Raw genomic sequence first — 17628 nt, forward strand, 5'->3', positions numbered from 1 at the left:
GTAGTATTATTAATACGAGTGTCAGTAAAAGGAGATAAAATTATGCACGCATTTTTAGTCATATTATTTATGATTGCTATCGGTGCAATTATAGGCGGGGTCACGAATATCATCGCTATCAAAATGTTATTCCACCCGCAAAAAGCCTATCATATAGGCAAGTGGAGAATTCCTTTCACGCCAGGTTTAGTACCTAAGCGCAGAGAAGAAATCGCAAATAAAATCGGACGTGTGATTGAAGAACACCTGATTACAGAAGATTTAATCAAAGAAAAAATCAGTTCAACGAGTGCCAGAACAGCAATAGAAAGCTTTATAGGGCAGCAAATGCATAAGTTAAGCAATGACAAGGCAACATTGCAGAATTTTGCACAGTCTTTAGATATTGACTTAGAACAAGCAGCACAAACTAAAGTACAGCGTGTGATTGATGAAAAGTTAACCCAATATTATCAAGAAAATGGCCAACAAGAAATTCACCAATTATTACCTGAATCATTAGAACAAGAAATTGATGAAAAAGTTGAAGCCTTAACACCGTTATTATGCGACCGTGCTCGTATTTATTTATCCTCTTCAAAAGGGGAAGAAGATATATACAATATGCTCGATACGTTTTTTGCAGAAAAAGGCAAAATTGTCGGCTTGCTTCAAATGTTTATGACGAAAGAAAGTATTGCTGAACGTATCCAAATGGAATTAATCCGTTTAACCAATCATCCGAAAGCACGTAAAATAGCAGCACAGCTGATTCGAAACGAATATCAGACTTTAAAAGAAAAGCCGCTTGATCATGTGTTGTCGCCTGCACAATTCAATAACATTAAAGATAAAGCAACACCGATTATCATGGCTTATATCGATATACCGACTAAAGTTAATCAACCATTAAAAGAACTTGCGCCTGGACTTGTGGCTTATGCAGAGCAGCATGCAGCTGGCTATATGACAGATTTAATCGTCAATAAAGCAGCTGAGCATATCTCATCCATTATGAAGCAAGTGAATCTCAGCGGTATTGTTGAAGAACAAATCAATTCATTCGATTTGGATTATATTGAACGTTTAATCATTGATATTGCCAACAAAGAATTGAATCTGATTATGCTGCTTGGTTTCATTCTTGGCGGTATTATCGGCTGTTTCCAAGGAATTATCGCTTTATTTGTTTAAAACAGCAATGTCTGGGAATGTATTAAAGGGCAGTTAATAGCAGTGATGATTAAATGTTTCGACAGTGTTAAACATTTATGTTATGTTTATTGACGACGTAGTAAAATAACTAATAGGAGTGAATTTGAAATGGCAGTAGATTTACAAGAACAAGCACACAAATTAGAAGAGGCTTTAAGAGAAAGCAAAGAGTATCAAGCAATTAAAGATGCTTACGATAAAGTTAAAGCCAACGAAGAATCTAAAAAGTTATTCGATGAGTTCCGTGAAACACAATTGAAATTCCAACAAATGCAAATGCAAGGTGAACAAATCGAAGAAGATGACTTGAAAAAAGCTCAAGAGCAAGCACAAGCAATTGAAAAAGACGAAAACATTGCTGAGCTTATGTCTGCTGAACAACAAATGAGCCAAGTATTCCAAGAAATCAACCAAATCATCGTAAAACCTTTAGATGAAGTTTACGCTGAAGACGAAAAATAAGGTTTAAATTTCTCACTGTCGGAGTAGTTTCCGACAGTTTTTTTATGTCTTTTTGAACCTAAGTTCTTTAGACCGTTAACGCGTAGTATGGTAAAATAAGATGATACTTTGGTTGCGAAAACATTGAATTTTACATAAGTAATTGAAAATATGGATGATATATTGAAAAGGAGCTTACCAATATGGTGAAATTTATTCATTGTGCAGATTTACACCTGGATAGTCCGTTTAAAACGCATAGTCATTTGAGTGAAAACATTTATGAAGATGTTAAAAGAAGTACATACGAAAGTTTTAAATCTATTGTCAACTTTGCATTGCAAGAAGAAGTGGACTTTATCGTAATTGCCGGAGATGTATTCAATCATCGAAATCGTACATTGAAAGCAGAAGTATTTTTAAAAGAACAATTTGAACGCTTAAAGAAAGAACAGATATTTGTTTATATGTGCCACGGCAATCATGATCCGCTTTCTGATAATGTTACAACAGATTGGCCGGAGAATGTTTCGGTATTCGATAAAAATGTTGAAACATATCAAACCATCACAAAGGGCGGAGAAAAGATTTATCTTCATGGTTTCAGTTATCAAGATGAAGCAAGCTATGAAAATAAATTAGATGAGTATCCTTCCAGTCAAGGCGAGAAAGGCCTGCATATCGGTGTATTACACGGTACTTACAGCAAATCCTCAACAAAACACCGCTATACTGAGTTTCGTTTAGAAGATTTGAATTCTAAGTTGTATCATTACTGGGCATTAGGTCATATTCATGAGCGTCAGCAGCTTAATGATATGCCGCCGACATTTTATCCCGGCAATACGCAAGGCCGCCATTTCAATGAAATGGGCGACAAAGGTTTCTTGTTAGTTGAAGGAGATGAGTTCAAATTAAATGTCGAATTCAAACCTTCGCATTATATTCGCTTTGATGAAGTGAAAATCGAAACAGAAGCAACGACAAAACAAGAGATTTACGACGTTATTCAAAAATTCAAAGATCAAGTGCGTAAGCAAGGCAAAGCTTTCTACAGAGTTTACCTTGAAATCGACAGTGATGAACCTGTCCCTGCACAAGATTTGCAGCAAGTTGAAGAAATGTTGAAAGAATATGAAGAGAATGAAAAGAACTTTGTGTTTATTGAATCATTGATTGTATCTTATAAAGATGACGATGCAAGACCATTAGAACAAGAATTCTCTCAAGAGTTAAAAGCGGATGAAGCCGTTTTCGATCAAGCAATGAATGAATTGTATCTCAATCCTAAGGCTTCGAGATTCTTGGATAATTATGATGACTTCGATAAGACAGAATTGATTAATCGTGCTGAGGCATTGCTTAAATCGGATTTGAGAGGTGATAGATCATGAAGATTCTTGCATTAGACATTTATGGATACGGTAAATTTGTTGAAAGAAAGATTAAATTCAACAAAACATTAACACAGATTTTCGGTGAAAACGAAGCGGGTAAATCTACGATTCAAGCCTTTATCCACTCTATTTTGTTCGGCTTCCCGACTAAACGCGAAAACGAACCGCGCTTTGAACCGAGATTAGGCAATCAATACGGCGGTAAATTATATCTTCAATTAGATGACGGCCAAAAGATTGAAGTTGAGCGTGTGAAAGGTGCAGCACAAGGTGATGTGAAAGTCTTTCTTGAAAACGGCGGTATCCGTGATGAAGAGTGGCTTAGAAATAAATTAAATTATATCGATAAAAATACGTACAAAGGTATTTATTCCTTCGACGTTTTAGGTCTGCAAAATATTCATCGCAATATGGATGAAAAACAGCTGCAAGAATATTTGCTGCAAGCAGGGGCATTAGGCTCTACACAATTTACAACAATGCGTGAACAGTTAGAAACACAAAAAGCAGAGTTGTATAAACGCTCAGGCAAGAATCCAATCATTAATCAGCAGTTAGAACAGCTGAATGACCTTCAAAATCAAATCAGAGCGCATGAAAGCGAACTTGAGTCATATCATAGTCTGATTGATGAACGTGATAAAGCAGAGCGCCGATTAGACCATTTGAAACAAAATTTAATGCAGCTGTCTAAGATGCATGAGTCGAAACAAAAAGAATTAGCATTGCTGGATCAAGCACAAGAATGGAAAGCGTTAGAGCATGAATTGAATATCGAACCGCTTGATTTCCCTGAACAAGGTATCGAGCGTTATGAAGCGTCTAAAGCACGTGAAGACCAGCTTAAAAAAGATATTAGCTTGCGCAGTGAAAAGCTTGAACAATTGCAAAATGAAAACGAACATATTACTGTGCCTAAACAGATTGATATCGAAGCATTAGATAATATTGTGAAACAAGAAGATGAAATCAAACAAAAAGAAACGCAGTTGCATGCGCTAAATAAAGAAATCGAAGATAAAACAAGAGAAATCGAAGGCTTAAAATCTAATATCGGATGGCAAGAAGACCATGAAAATATTGATACGTCTGATAGTGTGAAAAGCTTTGTCAGCAAACAAATTTCTAAGAAGAACGATCAATCATCTTATATTACGCAGCTTGAACGTACGTTAGAAGAACAGCAAATCGAACAAGCGAATAACGATGAAGAAAAAGAAGCGGTTGAAGCGGCGCTTGTTTCTGATGAAGTTTTCGACAAGAAAAAACAATATAATCAGCAATCTATTGAACTTGGCGAAAAGAAAAATCTATATCAAAAAATGAAAGAAGCATTTGATACAGAACAAGAAGAACGTAATCGCAAACAAAAAACAACACGCATCATCTTTATTATATTAGCACTTATAAGTGCTGGTTTAGCAGCGTTCTCATTTGTGACTCAAGCAATGTTGTTTGCGGTGATATTTGTCATTGCGGCAATCGGCTTTGTGGTTGGAGCTATCTTGTTTAAATCATCAGAAATCGGTCATAGCGAGACATTCTCAAATGAAATTGCACAATTGGAACAGCAAAATGCTGATTTAGAACAAAACTATGACTTAGATTTTGATTTAGATGAACAATATCGCTTAAGAGAACAAAATCACAGTGTGAATAAAGCGATAGATGTATTACGTTCTAAAATCGAATTGACCGAAGATAAGTTGAAAGAAGCAAAACAAAATTTTGAACACTTCGATAAAAACATTCAAGAAGTCAAATCCGACTTGCATGTCTCTGACAAAATGTCTGATGATTTGATTATTGACGGTGTTAAAACTATTGAACGTATTCAAACATTAAAACAACGTGTTGCAGAATTAACAGATCAGCAAAAAGCATTGAAAGAAGAAGTAGATACATTCTATAACCATGCAGAAGCGGTCACAAAAAATCAATTAACAAGTTTTAATGCCTTAGCATTATTCCATGATACGAAACGCTGGTTAAAAGAAGCTGAAGATAATAAAACAAAATGGAAACGTAATGATGAAGACATCCAATTATTGACTAAAGAAATCGAACAATTGAATGAACGTTTAAATGAGCATCAACAGTCTATCGAAAGTTTATTCAATTTTGTCAATGTAGGGGATGAAGAAGCATTCTATCGTTATCATAACCGTTATACAACTTATAAAGATAACCACAGCCGATATCAAGATTTAAACAAATACTTGGAAAATCAAAATATGATGTATGACGATGCTTCTGATTTAAGTGCAAAAACAAAAGTGCAATTAGAAGATGAAAACAATGTCTTAGCTTCTCAAGTTGATGAATACAATGATAAGTATCTTGCATTGCAAACAGAAGTCAGTGATTTGAATGCGCAAATCAAGCATATGGAAACTGACGACACATTAGCACAATTACGTCATAAATATTACATGCTAAGAAACCAAATGAATGAAAATGCGAAAGATTGGGCAAGTCTCAGCTACTTGCAAGCACTTGTCGATGCGCATATCAAACAAATCAAAGACAAACGTTTACCGCAAGTGATTGATGAAGCAACCGACATTTTCAGCCGCTTAACGAACGGCAACTATTCACAAGTCACTTATGCCAATGAAGATGTCAGAGTCAAACACCACAACGGTCAAATGTATCATCCGAATGAAATCAGCCAATCTACGAAAGAATTATTGTATATTGCATTGCGTTTAAGTTTGATCAAAATTTTACAACCTTATTACTCAATGCCGATTATTATTGATGATGCTTTCGTTCATTTTGATAAACATCGTAAAGCAGCTATGATGGAATACCTCAAAGAATTAGCTGCGAAGTACCAAATTTTATACTTTACTTGCGCGAAAGAAAACTATATTCCGTCTAAACAAACGGTAGTCTTAGAAAAATTAGAAGAAGGAGGCAAAAAATGAGAAATGTAGAAAAGCTTCAGCCAGGAGATTCAGTTGATCATTTCTTCTTGATTCACCGTGCAGCACAGGGTGTAACTGCACAAGGTAAAGATTATATGACTTTATACTTGCAAGATAAAAGCGGTGAAATTGAAGCTAAAGTATGGACAGTCACAAAACAAGATATGGAAGTACTTAAATCAGAAACGATTATCAAAGCTAAAGGTGATGTTATTAATTACCGCGGCCGCAAACAAATGAAAGTTAATCACTTTGAACTTGCACAGCCGGCAGACGGTTTATCTGCGAAAGATTTTATTGATGGGGCACCCTTAACACCTGATCAAATTAAAGAACAAATCGATTATTTCTTATTAGATATAGAAAACAGCAACCTGCAGCGATTGACGAGACATTTATTGAAAAAGCACCACGATGCTTTTTATGTCTTTCCTGCAGCCAGTTCATTCCATCATAACTTTGCGAGCGGTTTAAGCTATCATGTATTAACGATGCTGAAAATCGCAAGCGGATTATGCGACATTTATCCAATGCTGAACAGAAGCTTGTTATACAGCGGTGTTATTTTGCATGATATCGGCAAGGTTAAAGAGTTAAGCGGACCTGTCGCAACATCATATACTGTTGAAGGTAATTTGTTAGGACATATTTCTATTGCCAGCGAAGAAGTTACGAAAGCCGCAGAAGATTTAGGTATCGAAGGCGAAGAAGTGATGTTGCTGAAACATATGATTTTATCGCATCACGGAAAACTGGAATACGGTTCACCGAAATTGCCGATGCTGAAAGAAGCGGAAATCTTAACTTATATCGATAATATTGATGCGAGAATGAACATGTTTGAAAAAGCATTCAAAAAGACTGGAAAAGGGCAGTTCACTGAACGTCTTTTCGCAATGGAAAACAGACAATTTTATAATCCGCAAAGTTTAGATTAATGCATAATAAAACGCTGAATCCAACGAGGAATTCAGCGTTATTTTTATGCATTCAGATTTGATTAAGAAGTAGACATACCTTCACCAGAACTGCCGCCGCCTTGTGACTGCTGCTTAAGTTTTTCTGGATTTAAGATAGAATCATCGACTGCTTTTTTAATGTCTCTATCTTTAAAGTCTACATTATATTCTTTTAACAGATCTTTATAAGCATCTACTAAGATTTTCGGATCTTTTTGAACTTTATTTTGAACGATTTGAGATTTTAATTTCTTACGTTCTGAAGAGAAGTCCGTTGGTTTTTCAGCTTTGATAATGTGATAGCCGTAATCTGTTTTCACTACATCTGAGATTTCGCCATCTTTTAATTTGAATAAAGCTTTATCGAATGGTTCGACCATTTGGCCTTTGATGACATAATCTAAGCTGCCGTCTTTTTTGGCACTTGCTTTATCCATTGATTCTTTTTTCGCAATTTCACCGAATTTATCCGGATTTTTCTTCACTTCTTTTTGGATGGATTCAGCTTTTTGTTTTGCTTCTTTATCACTTAAACCTTCTTTATCTTTGTCGTCTGATTTGACTTTAATAAGGATATGAGAAGCTTTTTTAGTGTTGTCCTTCAACTCTTTATCAGACACTTTAACTTTATCTGTCAGCAGTTGTTTTTGATACGCTTGAAGTTTCTTTTGCTCTTTATAATCTTTAAGTGTCATACCTTGTTGTTTTAGAGCACTTTCAAACTGATCTTTGCCGCCGTATTGTTTTTGTTCTTCTTTGATTTGTTTATCAATTTCTTTATCATCCACTTGATCCGCATATTTCTTTTCAAGCAATTTGCCGAGCAGGATTTCAAAAGAACTGTTCGCAATTTGTTCATTGCCGATTTTTTTCATAACATCTTCAACTTTAACATCTCCGGCTTTTGAAGATATCAGTACATTATCTTTAGAGTCCGTTGCTTGATTCCCGCATGCGCCTAATAGTACAGCACTTGCTGCGACAGGAATCATAATCTTCTTAAATGATCTCATATCACAATCTCCTTTTTTAAATATAACAATGTTAATATACCATACTATGAATGTGATACAAATTCATTTCTGTTGTATTAAGACCAAAGTATGAAGGAAAAGATAAAAAAAGGTCTGAACAAAGCAGTGCAATGTTCAGACCTTTGAATAGTATTTCAAATTTAATTAAAGTTCGGATCTAATGGATAATCATATTTGTTTAAGATATTGAAACCTGTGCAATGTTCTTCGATATATTTACCTTCATTAGAGAATAAGATCAATTTCAAGTACATGAAGTCCATCACTGAAAATCCTGCATTGAGTGAAAGTAAAAACATAAAGTAATGACCGTATTGCGGTAATAAAGCAGCGAGATAAATGCTAGCTGCTGTAATGACGATTAACGGTGTGATTAAGCATAAGCAGAACAGGTATTTGTTCACAGGTGTGCTGACATAAAAGTTATATAAAGGTATCCAAGGACGCTTTGTTAAACGTTTCTTTTTAAAGTGTTTATAGTAAGGTGCCAGTACCACTAAATGAATCATTTTATGAATCGGATACAACAACAGCACCGCAACTAGAAAGACGAAAAAGTATCGATCTGTAATTTCCTTGTGAGATAAAAATATCAATACCTCATAACTAATTAAAAAAGTAATAATCGTAGTAACGAGCGCTATGAAAAAGATACGCGGTAAGCCAAATCTAGTATTAATGTCAATTTGACGAGAACACATGAACATCACGATACCTCCTCGCATGTATATTTTTGAAATTTTTGGATGTTTTTTTGCTTGTTTCTTATCAATACTTAGGTATTATCTATCTTTATTTCAAAAGAGTCAAGTATTATTTACGAGGAATTTTGACAGGTGTTTTCAAAGGAAAGAGAAAAGGGGATAAATGTTGTCATAATGCATATTAAAGCGTGATTAAATGCATTAAAAAAGTACAAAAAAAGATTAGAACAAAATGATTTTGTCCTAATCTTAATTGAATGTTTATTCAGCTTCAGTATCAACTTTTTTATCTTTAGGTTGTACAGCTGCTGATTGGTTTTGATAAACAGTTTCTTTTTCATCTCTGCCGATAGCTTGCGTTTTAGGTGTGTAAGGCGGAATGTTTTTCTTGCTTGGGCTTTTAGTAATATCTTGAACCGTAGCTGTAATAACATCACCGCGTTTTTGAATGTCTTCGATATTTTCTTGAATATGATTAATATTCGGTTGAATATCTTTCATGAAGTCGCTGATTAATGTTTTGACTTCGTCGACAATCGTTTTAACTTGTTTTGTTTCTTCTTTGATTTGATTCACATAGCCTGTGATATTGTTGGTAGATTGCTTGATTGCACGTGTACTGTCGTCAAATTCGCCTTGACTAGTTTTAGATTGGTCTTTGTTAAAAGCAGTAACTGCTAAGCCAGCTGCTGTACCGGCTGCTAATCCACCTAAAATACGTAATACTTTCATAGGTTAGTCTCCTTAATTAATTGATGTTCAGATTTGATATAGTATGCTATTACCCGTTTTTTAGGCAATCATTCAAATTGTGCTTGAATCTCTTTTGCGATTTCAGCTTTTGCTGCATCGTCAATCGTATCTTCATGTGTAATCCATTTATAACCGAAACCGTCCACATCGTTTTCATATCTAGGCAAGAAGTGGAAATGTAAATGGAATACTGATTGGTCTGCAAATTCACCATTGTTTTGAATGATGTTTAAGCCGTCTGGATTGAATGCTTTCTTAATCGCATTTGCAATCTTAGGCATCGCAGCACCGATATGCTGCATTGTTTCTAGATCTGTTTCAAAGATATTCGGAGATGCTTTTTTAGGTACCAATAATGTATGGCCTTTCGTTACTTGAGAGATATCTAAAAATGCATAGACATAGTCGTCTTCATAAACTTTATAACTTGGAATTTCACCATCAATGATTTTGCTGAAAATAGTTTCTGACATCACAATTCACTCCTTAAAAGGTTTACTTAATCTACATTATAGCATTACCCGCCTTGAAACGTCATGTAGTGAATGATATCTCTATGAGTTATGTTTCGCTTTTTGGTACAATTAAAAACAGTTGGAGGTTATGAATGATGACTGTAAAAGTAGAACACCTTACAGGCGGCTATGGTAAGAAGCCTGTAATTAAAGATATTAATTTTGAATTGAATGATGGAGAAATCGTAGGTTTAATCGGATTAAACGGGGCAGGGAAAAGTACGACGATTAAACATATGCTCGGCTTGCTGACGCCTGCGTCTGGCGAACTTTCGATTTCCGGTACTAATATAAAAGAAGATATAGAACAGTACAGACATAAATTGTCTTATATTCCTGAAGCACCCGTAATTTACGAGGAGCTGACACTGCAAGAACATATCGATATGACTGCAATGGCATACGGTATTGATAAAGCAGAAGCGATGAAACGTGCGCAGCCTTTATTAAAGACGTTTCGCTTAGAGAAGGAATTACAAGTATTCCCAAGTCACTTCTCTAAAGGGATGAAACAAAAAGTAATGATTATCTGTGCCTTCATCGTTAATCCTGAGCTTTATATTATTGATGAACCATTTCTTGGATTAGATCCGCTCGGTATTCAATCGATGCTCGATTTAATGGTAGAAAAGAAAAATGAAGGCCGTACTGTATTGATGAGTACACATATCCTAGCTACAGCAGAACGTTACTGCGACCGATTCATTATTTTAGATGAAGGGAAAATTGTTGCGTTCGGCAACTTAGATGAATTAAGAGCACAAACAGGTTTGCATGATAAAACGTTAGATGAAATTTATATTCATGTAACGCAAGGTGGTCAGACAGTATGACAGATCACCGAGCAGTAGCATTATTTAATCAAAGAAGACAAGCAATCAGCAAAGAAAAAGCGCATTACAATAAGTTTATTTTTAATGGGCACTTTTCCGTATTCTTATTGATATTGTTCGGCGCATTTCTTTTAGGTTACGGGAATTGGCTGAAACATATTCCGACCGGTATTCCTTATGCTTTGCTTGCTAGTTTAGCGGTAGGTGTCATTTCTATATTTCCGCTGAGAACATTTTTAAAAGAAGCAGACAGATTATTCTTGCTGCCGTTTGAACGCCATATGTCCAGTTATTTAAAGTACAGTATGCTTTATAGTTATTTGGGCAGAGTGGCTTTGCAGATAGTAGTTTTGATTGTGTTGTTCCCGTTATTTAATAAACTAGACAGCAGTAATTTCATTTACTTTGTTTTATTTGCTATCACTGCATTAATATATCCGTATTTAGGGCTGCTTGCTAAATTGGAATGGATACAAGCCAATCGTTCTGTTTGGGTGATGCAGTTGATTCAATGGGTCTATTTTGCTCTGACTTACTTCATTATTCTTGGTGCACATCAATGGCTCGGTATCATTTTGATTTTCATCTTTGCGGGTTGGATTGTGTTATTAAAGAAAGGGAATCAACAACGGTTATTGCCTTGGGAACGCTTAATTGCGATAGAGCAGCAGCACCATATGAATTACTATAAATTCGTCAATATGTTTACAGATGTGAAACATTTGCGCTCGATGGCAGTACGCAGACGTTATCTTGATTTCTTGCTTGTACGTCCGAGTGCGAATAAATATAATGCAAAACATATGTATCTCTTCTTATTCAAACGCAGTTTCTTAAGAGGGAAAGATGCATTGAATATTATTTTGCGTTTGGTGATTTTGACATTAGTCTTAATGATATGGTTATCTAACCAATGGATTTCGCTGATTGTAGGCGGATTGTTCATGTACATCATTATTTTGCAGACGGCACAATTTTATACGCAGCAAGCATATGGGCTTTGGCCGCAAGTTTGGCCGGTTCCTGAAGAACGAGTGATTCAAGGGTATGCTCAATTCCTTTATCATATTATGTTTGCAGTAGCGATTATTTTAACTATCGCATATGTCATTTTATTCCCAGCACAATTTTATTTCGCATTATTGTTCTTTATTGTCGGATTCTTAACGATTAGAAATATTGTGAAGAAATTAAAATATCAAGAAGCATTGCTGAGAGATTAACAGCAAAAAAAGAACGCCTGATTAACTTTTTTAGTTAATCGGCGTTCTTTTAATACTATCGCTTTCTGCTTAGTCTTTATCCACGGGGTAGAGGTAACGTTCAAAGTAACTTGAATGTTGTCCGCTAGATCCGAAGAATTGAGATAGTGCAGCTTTTGAAAAGTTTTCTTGATAAACTGAAGAAGCTTTGAAATCTTCAAAATTACGGCGTTCATTAAAGCCGAAGTAAATTTTATAAGTTGTGCCTTTGTCTGGTTTCAATAAACGATAACATTTGAATCCAGGGAACTTTTCAAAGTCTAAAGATAATGATGTTAAACGTTTTTCTAACTGATAAGCATGATTTTCAGCAGTCGGCACAAAGACAACTGCATAGAAACATTCTTCTTCAAGCTCTTTAACTCTTGATAATACCTCATAAGTTAAAGGTTCTTTTAATGCACTCGGCATATCAGTTTCTTCAAATATTAATGATGTATCATTTGCTGAAAATAAATATAATTGATGGTCTTTGTTGTTCAATCTGATTTGGTTGAGGTATCCGAATGTACCATAGGATGCATAGAATTTCATGGTACTCTCCTCCTTTGTCTTATTTTGCAATAAACAATATTAATTGCTAGAGCAATTTTTTTGCTAGTACTTACATTATAAAGCATTAAATGGATAAAGTGGTAAAAAAATGAAAAGGAAGTTCAAAAAGTTGTCGAAATTACAAACGGCGAAAATGAGAGTTGTGCTGAATTATGTCATAATATAGAGTGATGAGAAATTAAGAAAGAAATTGTGATTGAAAAGTTCTATTTCTTTAATTTCCTATGTCGTATTTATGACATTTCCAATGATTAAAATACGCATATTCTTTAGATATGCTAGAATAGATTAGAATGATTATTATTGTGGGAGGATACTGTGGTGCATCGTAAAAATAATACAATTTTAAAAATGATTAAGGGAGAAGAGGTGCCGCATACACCATTATGGTTTATGCGACAAGCAGGGCGTTCACAGCCTGAATACCGTGCCTTAAAAGAGAAATATTCGTTATTTGAAATTACACATCAACCTGAGTTATGTGCCTATGTTACACATTTGCCAGTCGATCATTATCAAACAGACGCAGCAATTTTATATAAAGATATTATGACACCGTTAAAACCGATTGGTGTCGATGTTGAGATTAAATCAGGAATCGGACCTGTCATCGATAATACGATTAAAACGTATCAAGATGTTGAAAAGCTGGGCAAAATCGATCCGAAAAGGGACGTTCCCTATGTTTTAGATACAATTAAATTATTAACAGAAGAGAAGCTGAACGTGCCGTTAATCGGATTTGTGGGCGCACCGTTCACATTAGCCAGCTATATGATTGAAGGCGGACCTTCTAAGAATTATCATTTTACAAAAGCAATGATGTATCGTGATGAGGCAACATGGAATGCGTTGATGAATCATTTAGTCGACATGTCGATTACGTATGCAAATGCGCAAATCGAAGCGGGTGCAGAATTAATTCAAATCTTTGATTCATGGATCGGAGCATTGAATGCGCCTGATTTCAGATATTATATTAAACCGCACATGGAACGTTTGATTAAAGGTATCAAAGCTGAACATGATGTGCCGGTTATTTTATTCGGTGTAAATGCGACGCATTTAATCGAAGAATGGAATACATTGCCGATTGATGTGTTAGGCATAGATTGGCGTACAACAATTAAAGCTACTGCAGATGCAGGCGTAACAAAAACAATTCAAGGTAATTTAGATCCGTCATTATTGCTTGCTCCTTGGGAAGTGATTCAACCTCGATTAGATGAAATTTTGGATCAAGGTATGGCACATGGCAAACATATCTTTAACTTAGGCCATGGTGTATTCCCAGAAGTGAAACCGGAAACGTTGAAACAGATTGTGGATTACGTACATCAATATACGAAAAGATAATAAATGAATTGTGAAACGAAAGATAAAGGAAGGGTTTATAATGACTCGAACTATAGGATTACTAGTGATGGCTTATGGTACGCCGTATCAAGAAAGCGATATTGAAGCGTATTATACAGATATCCGTCATGGTAAAAAGCCGACACCAGAAGAAATTCAAAATTTAAAAGATCGTTATGAGTTTATCGGCGGTTTATCGCCGCTTGCAAGAATTACAGATGAACAGGCAGAAGCACTGCAAAAACATCTCAACAACATGTATAAAGATAATGAGATTGAATTTAAACTTTATGTTGGATTAAAACATATCCATCCATTTATTGAAGATGCGGTAGATCAAATGCATGAAGATGGTATTACTGAAGCGGTTACGATTGTTTTAGCACCGCATTATTCTAATTTCTCCGTAGGCTCATACAACAAACGTGCAGCAAAAGCAGCTGAGCCGTACGGTATTGAATTAAAACATGTTAAAAGTTTCTATCAGCAGCCTAAGTTTATTCAGTATTGGGTTAAACAAGTGAATGAGACACTTAAAACGATACCTGAAGCTGAACATGATCAAACAGTTTTAGTTGTTTCTGCACATAGTTTGCCAGAAAGAATGATTATTGAATCCAATGATCCGTATCCAGAACAGCTGAAAGATAACACACGTTTGTTAGAAGAGCTTTCTAACATTCAGCATACTACACGCGGATGGCAATCAGAAGGAAATACCGGAACGCCATGGCTTGGGCCGGATGTGCAAGATTTAACAAGAAGTTTAGCTGCAGAATATGGTTATAAACATTTCATTTATACGCCGTTAGGCTTTGTCTGCGATCATTTAGAAGTGTTGTATGACAATGACCATGAATGCAAAGTTGTGTGTGATGAAATAGGTGCAACGTATCATCGTCCGCCGATGCCGAATACACAACCGCTATTTATCGGTGCTATGGCAGATGAAATTTATCAGCTCTTATCAGTGAAAGAAGTGGATGAACATGAGTAAGAACATAGCAATTATAGGTGCAGGTATTACAGGCTTATCTGCAGCTTATTATTTAAAAAAAGAACATCCGGACTTTGATGTGACAATCATCGAGGCTGCTAATCGTACAGGCGGTAAAATCCAAACGTATCGTAAAGACGGCTTTACGATTGAACTCGGACCGGAATCTTATTTAGGCCGTAAAAAGATTATGACAGAACTTGCAGAAGAGGTAGGGTTAGGTGATGATTTGATTACCAATCAAACCGGACAATCCTACATTTATGCCCGCAATCAGTTATATCCGATACCCGGCGGCTCTATTATGGGTATTCCGACTGATATCAAACCGTTTATGACGACTAAGCTGATTTCTTTAAAAGGGAAAGCAAGAGCAGCATTGGATTTAACTAAAAAACCGATTGAAATGGATGGAGATATTTCTGTCGGCGACTTCTTCAGACAACGTTTAGGGGATGAAGTACTGGAAAATTTAATTGAACCTTTAATGGGCGGTATCTATGGTACAGATATCGATCAATTAAGTTTGATGAGTACCTTCCCTAACTTTAAACAACGAGAAGAAGAATACGGCAGTCTTATCAAAGGTATGCGTCAAGAAAAGCTCGAACGCCAACGCCAAAAAGAATTGTATCCAGGTGCGCCTAAAGGACAATTCAAACAGTTCAGACATGGTTTAAGTTCATTTATAGAGGCATTGACGCAAGCAGTTGAAGCACAAGGTACAACGATTCAATATCAAACGAAAGTCGAAGATATTATCGGCTTCCAAAAAGGCTACAATGTGGTTTATAAAGGCGAAAAACACTTTTATGACGGTGTTCTTGTAACTGTACCGCATCAAACGTTCATGCAATGGTTCTCTGAAGATCCGGCATTAGATTACTTTAAAACAATGGACAGTACCTCAGTAGCCACTGTTGTGCTGGCATTCGATGCAAAAAATGTTGAAAACACTTATGATGGTACTGGATTTGTGATTGCGAGAACATCTGATACACGCATCACAGCATGCACATGGACCAGCAAGAAATGGCCGTTTACAACACCAGAAGGCAAAGTCTTGTTGCGTGCATATGTCGGCAAACCTGGCGATCCGATTCTCGAAGAGATGGACGATGAACAAATTGTTGCGACAGTGAGAAAAGATTTAAGTCAAATGATGACGATCAAAGGAGACCCTGAATTCTCAATCGTCCATCGTATGCCGAAGAGCATGCCGCAATACCATGTAGGTCATATTCAGCATATTAGACGTATACAAGACCATATTAGACATACGTATCCGCATTTGCGTATAACAGGTGCGGGATTTGAAGCAGTTGGTTTACCAGATTGTATTCAACAAGGTAAAGATTCTGCAGAAGAATTAGCAAGCGCTGTACAATAATTATTAAGAAACGATGAAATTTCTGAAAAAAAGATTGACCTTTTTATCAAATAAGATTAATCTGAATATGGAAGACAGTGAGATAATATAATGGATTGTATGATATAGATAGAAGAAGTATACAAGAGAAAGATGACCTGAACCTAGGTTCTATTAGTATTGAAACAACGGCTACCTTTTGATGAGCACAAGAGGCAGCAGTTTGTTTTCAGGAATTTGAACCTGTTATTCAGGTCATTTTCTATTTGAAAGTGCAAGAGGTGAAGTTGATGACAAATATTATTTTAATTCATGCACAAGGTGCAGATGCACATGAAAACTGGTATGAATGGTTAGAACAATCGCTTAAATTAGAAGGTTATCAATCAGATATTGTGAATATTGAACATAGTCTGCCGGTTAATATGGATGAGTGGCTGACACAATTAAATGAGCAAATTGATATTACTAATTATGAAACTTATTTCGTGACACATGGCTTTGGTACACTTGCAGGGCTGAAGTATTTAGAGCAGCATCCTGATGTACATATTGAAGGTTTCTTCAGTATTGCAGGCTTTGGACCCGATGCAAAGGATATCAACCCAGAACTCCATGCATCAGATGTGACATTGGACATAGAAGGGCTTAAACCGCGAATTGATTATTTCTATGGACTTGCTTCTAATGATGATCCTTTTGTGCCGTATCAAGCAACAGAAGACATTGTAAAAGCATTCGGAGGCAAAACAAGAATTATTAAAGATGGCGGTCATTTTACTACGAATGACGGTTATGATACATTCTTAGCTTTAAAAAATAATATGATGAAACGTATGTCTAAATAAAATATATGATAAAGAGATACGAAAAAACGTCTCGCCGAATGAAAACGGTGAGACGTTTTTTGGTGCGCTCGGCATGATTAGCAACTTGATGGTGAAAGTCCATTACAGGCTTGGCAGTAGGAACTGTTAGCGAAAGACAAGGGTGTCCATCGTGAGGTGGAATCTGAAGGAAGTCGGACGCAAACACTCGCATTGACGAACAGAAACATCATATCAAGGCTTATGCGAACGGATGAGTTTGCCAAACAAAACAAAGTCCGATACTGCCCGAATTCGTATGAGTAAATGATGCAATGACATGAGTGGAAAGTGGTTAATCTTACCCGAGGAGGTCTCATAAGCGATTCTTCGAATCGTAGTAACAACGAATTATGAGAAGTCAGCAGAAGTCATAGTAGGGAAAATGTACCGAAGGACTGAACAATATTAAATACAAAGTAAAGAATGGAGGTTATAGATTTACGACGTACCGAAAACAATA

Annotated in this window: 16 protein-coding genes; 11 read left to right on the forward strand and 5 right to left on the reverse strand. The window is 36.0% G+C overall.

The window, feature by feature from the left end; translation table 11 throughout:
- Positions 1 to 42: 42 nt before the first annotated feature.
- The 5 genes from DVJ99_RS02960 (at position 43) to yhaM (ending at position 6900) form a co-directional block, all read left to right on the forward strand.
- Entirely contained in the window at positions 43 to 1173 is a 1131-nt protein-coding gene (locus tag DVJ99_RS02960) for a DUF445 domain-containing protein (RefSeq protein ID WP_114603072.1), read from the forward strand.
- Positions 1174 to 1302: 129 nt separating this feature from the next.
- On the forward strand, positions 1303 to 1656 hold the full coding sequence (locus DVJ99_RS02965; protein WP_114603073.1) for a YlbF/YmcA family competence regulator: 354 nt from the start codon (positions 1303 to 1305) through the stop codon (positions 1654 to 1656).
- Positions 1657 to 1838: 182 nt separating this feature from the next.
- On the forward strand, positions 1839 to 3029 hold the full coding sequence (locus DVJ99_RS02970) for a metallophosphoesterase family protein (RefSeq protein ID WP_114603074.1): 1191 nt from the start codon (positions 1839 to 1841) through the stop codon (positions 3027 to 3029).
- Entirely contained in the window at positions 3026 to 5962 is a 2937-nt protein-coding gene (locus DVJ99_RS02975; RefSeq protein WP_114603075.1) for an AAA family ATPase, read from the forward strand. The genes DVJ99_RS02970 and DVJ99_RS02975 overlap by 4 nt, the downstream gene beginning before the upstream one ends.
- On the forward strand, positions 5959 to 6900 hold the full coding sequence (gene yhaM, locus DVJ99_RS02980; RefSeq protein WP_114603076.1) for a 3'-5' exoribonuclease YhaM: 942 nt from the start codon (positions 5959 to 5961) through the stop codon (positions 6898 to 6900). The genes DVJ99_RS02975 and yhaM overlap by 4 nt, the downstream gene beginning before the upstream one ends.
- Positions 6901 to 6962: 62 nt before the next feature.
- On the opposite strand, the gene prsA is transcribed toward yhaM, so the two are convergent.
- The 4 genes from prsA to DVJ99_RS03000 form a co-directional block, all read right to left on the reverse strand.
- On the reverse strand, positions 6963 to 7934 hold the full coding sequence (prsA, locus tag DVJ99_RS02985) for a peptidylprolyl isomerase PrsA (protein WP_114603077.1): 972 nt from the start codon (positions 7932 to 7934) through the stop codon (positions 6963 to 6965).
- A gap of 161 nt (positions 7935 to 8095) precedes the next feature.
- Positions 8096 to 8662 carry a DUF3267 domain-containing protein gene (locus tag DVJ99_RS02990; protein WP_114603078.1) on the reverse strand — a complete coding sequence of 189 codons (567 nt, stop codon included), beginning with the start codon at positions 8660 to 8662 and terminating at the stop codon, positions 8096 to 8098.
- Positions 8663 to 8920: 258 nt separating this feature from the next.
- A complete protein-coding gene (locus tag DVJ99_RS02995) occupies positions 8921 to 9391 on the reverse strand; it encodes a hypothetical protein (protein WP_114603079.1) in 471 nt (156 codons plus the stop codon).
- Positions 9392 to 9459: 68 nt separating this feature from the next.
- Positions 9460 to 9885, reverse strand: a complete 426-nt coding sequence (locus tag DVJ99_RS03000) for an HIT family protein (protein WP_114603080.1) — start codon at positions 9883 to 9885, stop codon at positions 9460 to 9462.
- Between the two features lie 137 nt (positions 9886 to 10022).
- Here DVJ99_RS03000 and ecsA point away from each other — a divergent pair, with 137 nt between their 5' ends.
- Entirely contained in the window at positions 10023 to 10760 is a 738-nt protein-coding gene (gene ecsA / locus DVJ99_RS03005) for an ABC transporter ATP-binding protein EcsA (RefSeq protein WP_105993045.1), read from the forward strand.
- Positions 10757 to 11983 (forward strand): ABC transporter permease EcsB, encoded by a 1227-nt coding sequence (ecsB, locus tag DVJ99_RS03010; protein WP_114603081.1) that lies wholly within the window; start codon positions 10757 to 10759, stop codon positions 11981 to 11983. The genes ecsA and ecsB overlap by 4 nt, the downstream gene beginning before the upstream one ends.
- Before the next feature lie 69 nt (positions 11984 to 12052).
- On the opposite strand, the gene DVJ99_RS03015 is transcribed toward ecsB, so the two are convergent.
- Entirely contained in the window at positions 12053 to 12556 is a 504-nt protein-coding gene (locus DVJ99_RS03015) for a signal transduction protein TRAP (RefSeq protein WP_114603082.1), read from the reverse strand.
- A 339-nt stretch (positions 12557 to 12895) separates the two neighbouring features.
- On the opposite strand from DVJ99_RS03015, the gene hemE reads away from it, so the two are divergent.
- The 4 genes from hemE (at position 12896) to DVJ99_RS03035 (ending at position 17147) form a co-directional block, all read left to right on the forward strand.
- A complete protein-coding gene (gene hemE, locus DVJ99_RS03020) occupies positions 12896 to 13933 on the forward strand; it encodes a uroporphyrinogen decarboxylase (protein ID WP_114603083.1) in 1038 nt (345 codons plus the stop codon).
- A gap of 40 nt (positions 13934 to 13973) precedes the next feature.
- Positions 13974 to 14930, forward strand: a complete 957-nt coding sequence (gene hemH / locus DVJ99_RS03025) for a ferrochelatase (RefSeq protein WP_114603084.1) — start codon at positions 13974 to 13976, stop codon at positions 14928 to 14930.
- Entirely contained in the window at positions 14923 to 16320 is a 1398-nt protein-coding gene (gene hemY / locus DVJ99_RS03030; protein WP_205527045.1) for a protoporphyrinogen oxidase, read from the forward strand. Before hemH ends, hemY begins: the two co-directional genes overlap by 8 nt.
- 269 nt (positions 16321 to 16589) lie before the next feature.
- Entirely contained in the window at positions 16590 to 17147 is a 558-nt protein-coding gene (locus tag DVJ99_RS03035; RefSeq protein WP_114603086.1) for an RBBP9/YdeN family alpha/beta hydrolase, read from the forward strand.
- The last annotated feature ends 481 nt before the right edge of the window (positions 17148 to 17628 follow it).

This window comes from Staphylococcus sp. EZ-P03 (genome assembly GCF_003344575.1).
Classification (GTDB): Bacteria; Bacillota; Bacilli; order Staphylococcales; family Staphylococcaceae; genus Staphylococcus; species Staphylococcus simulans_B.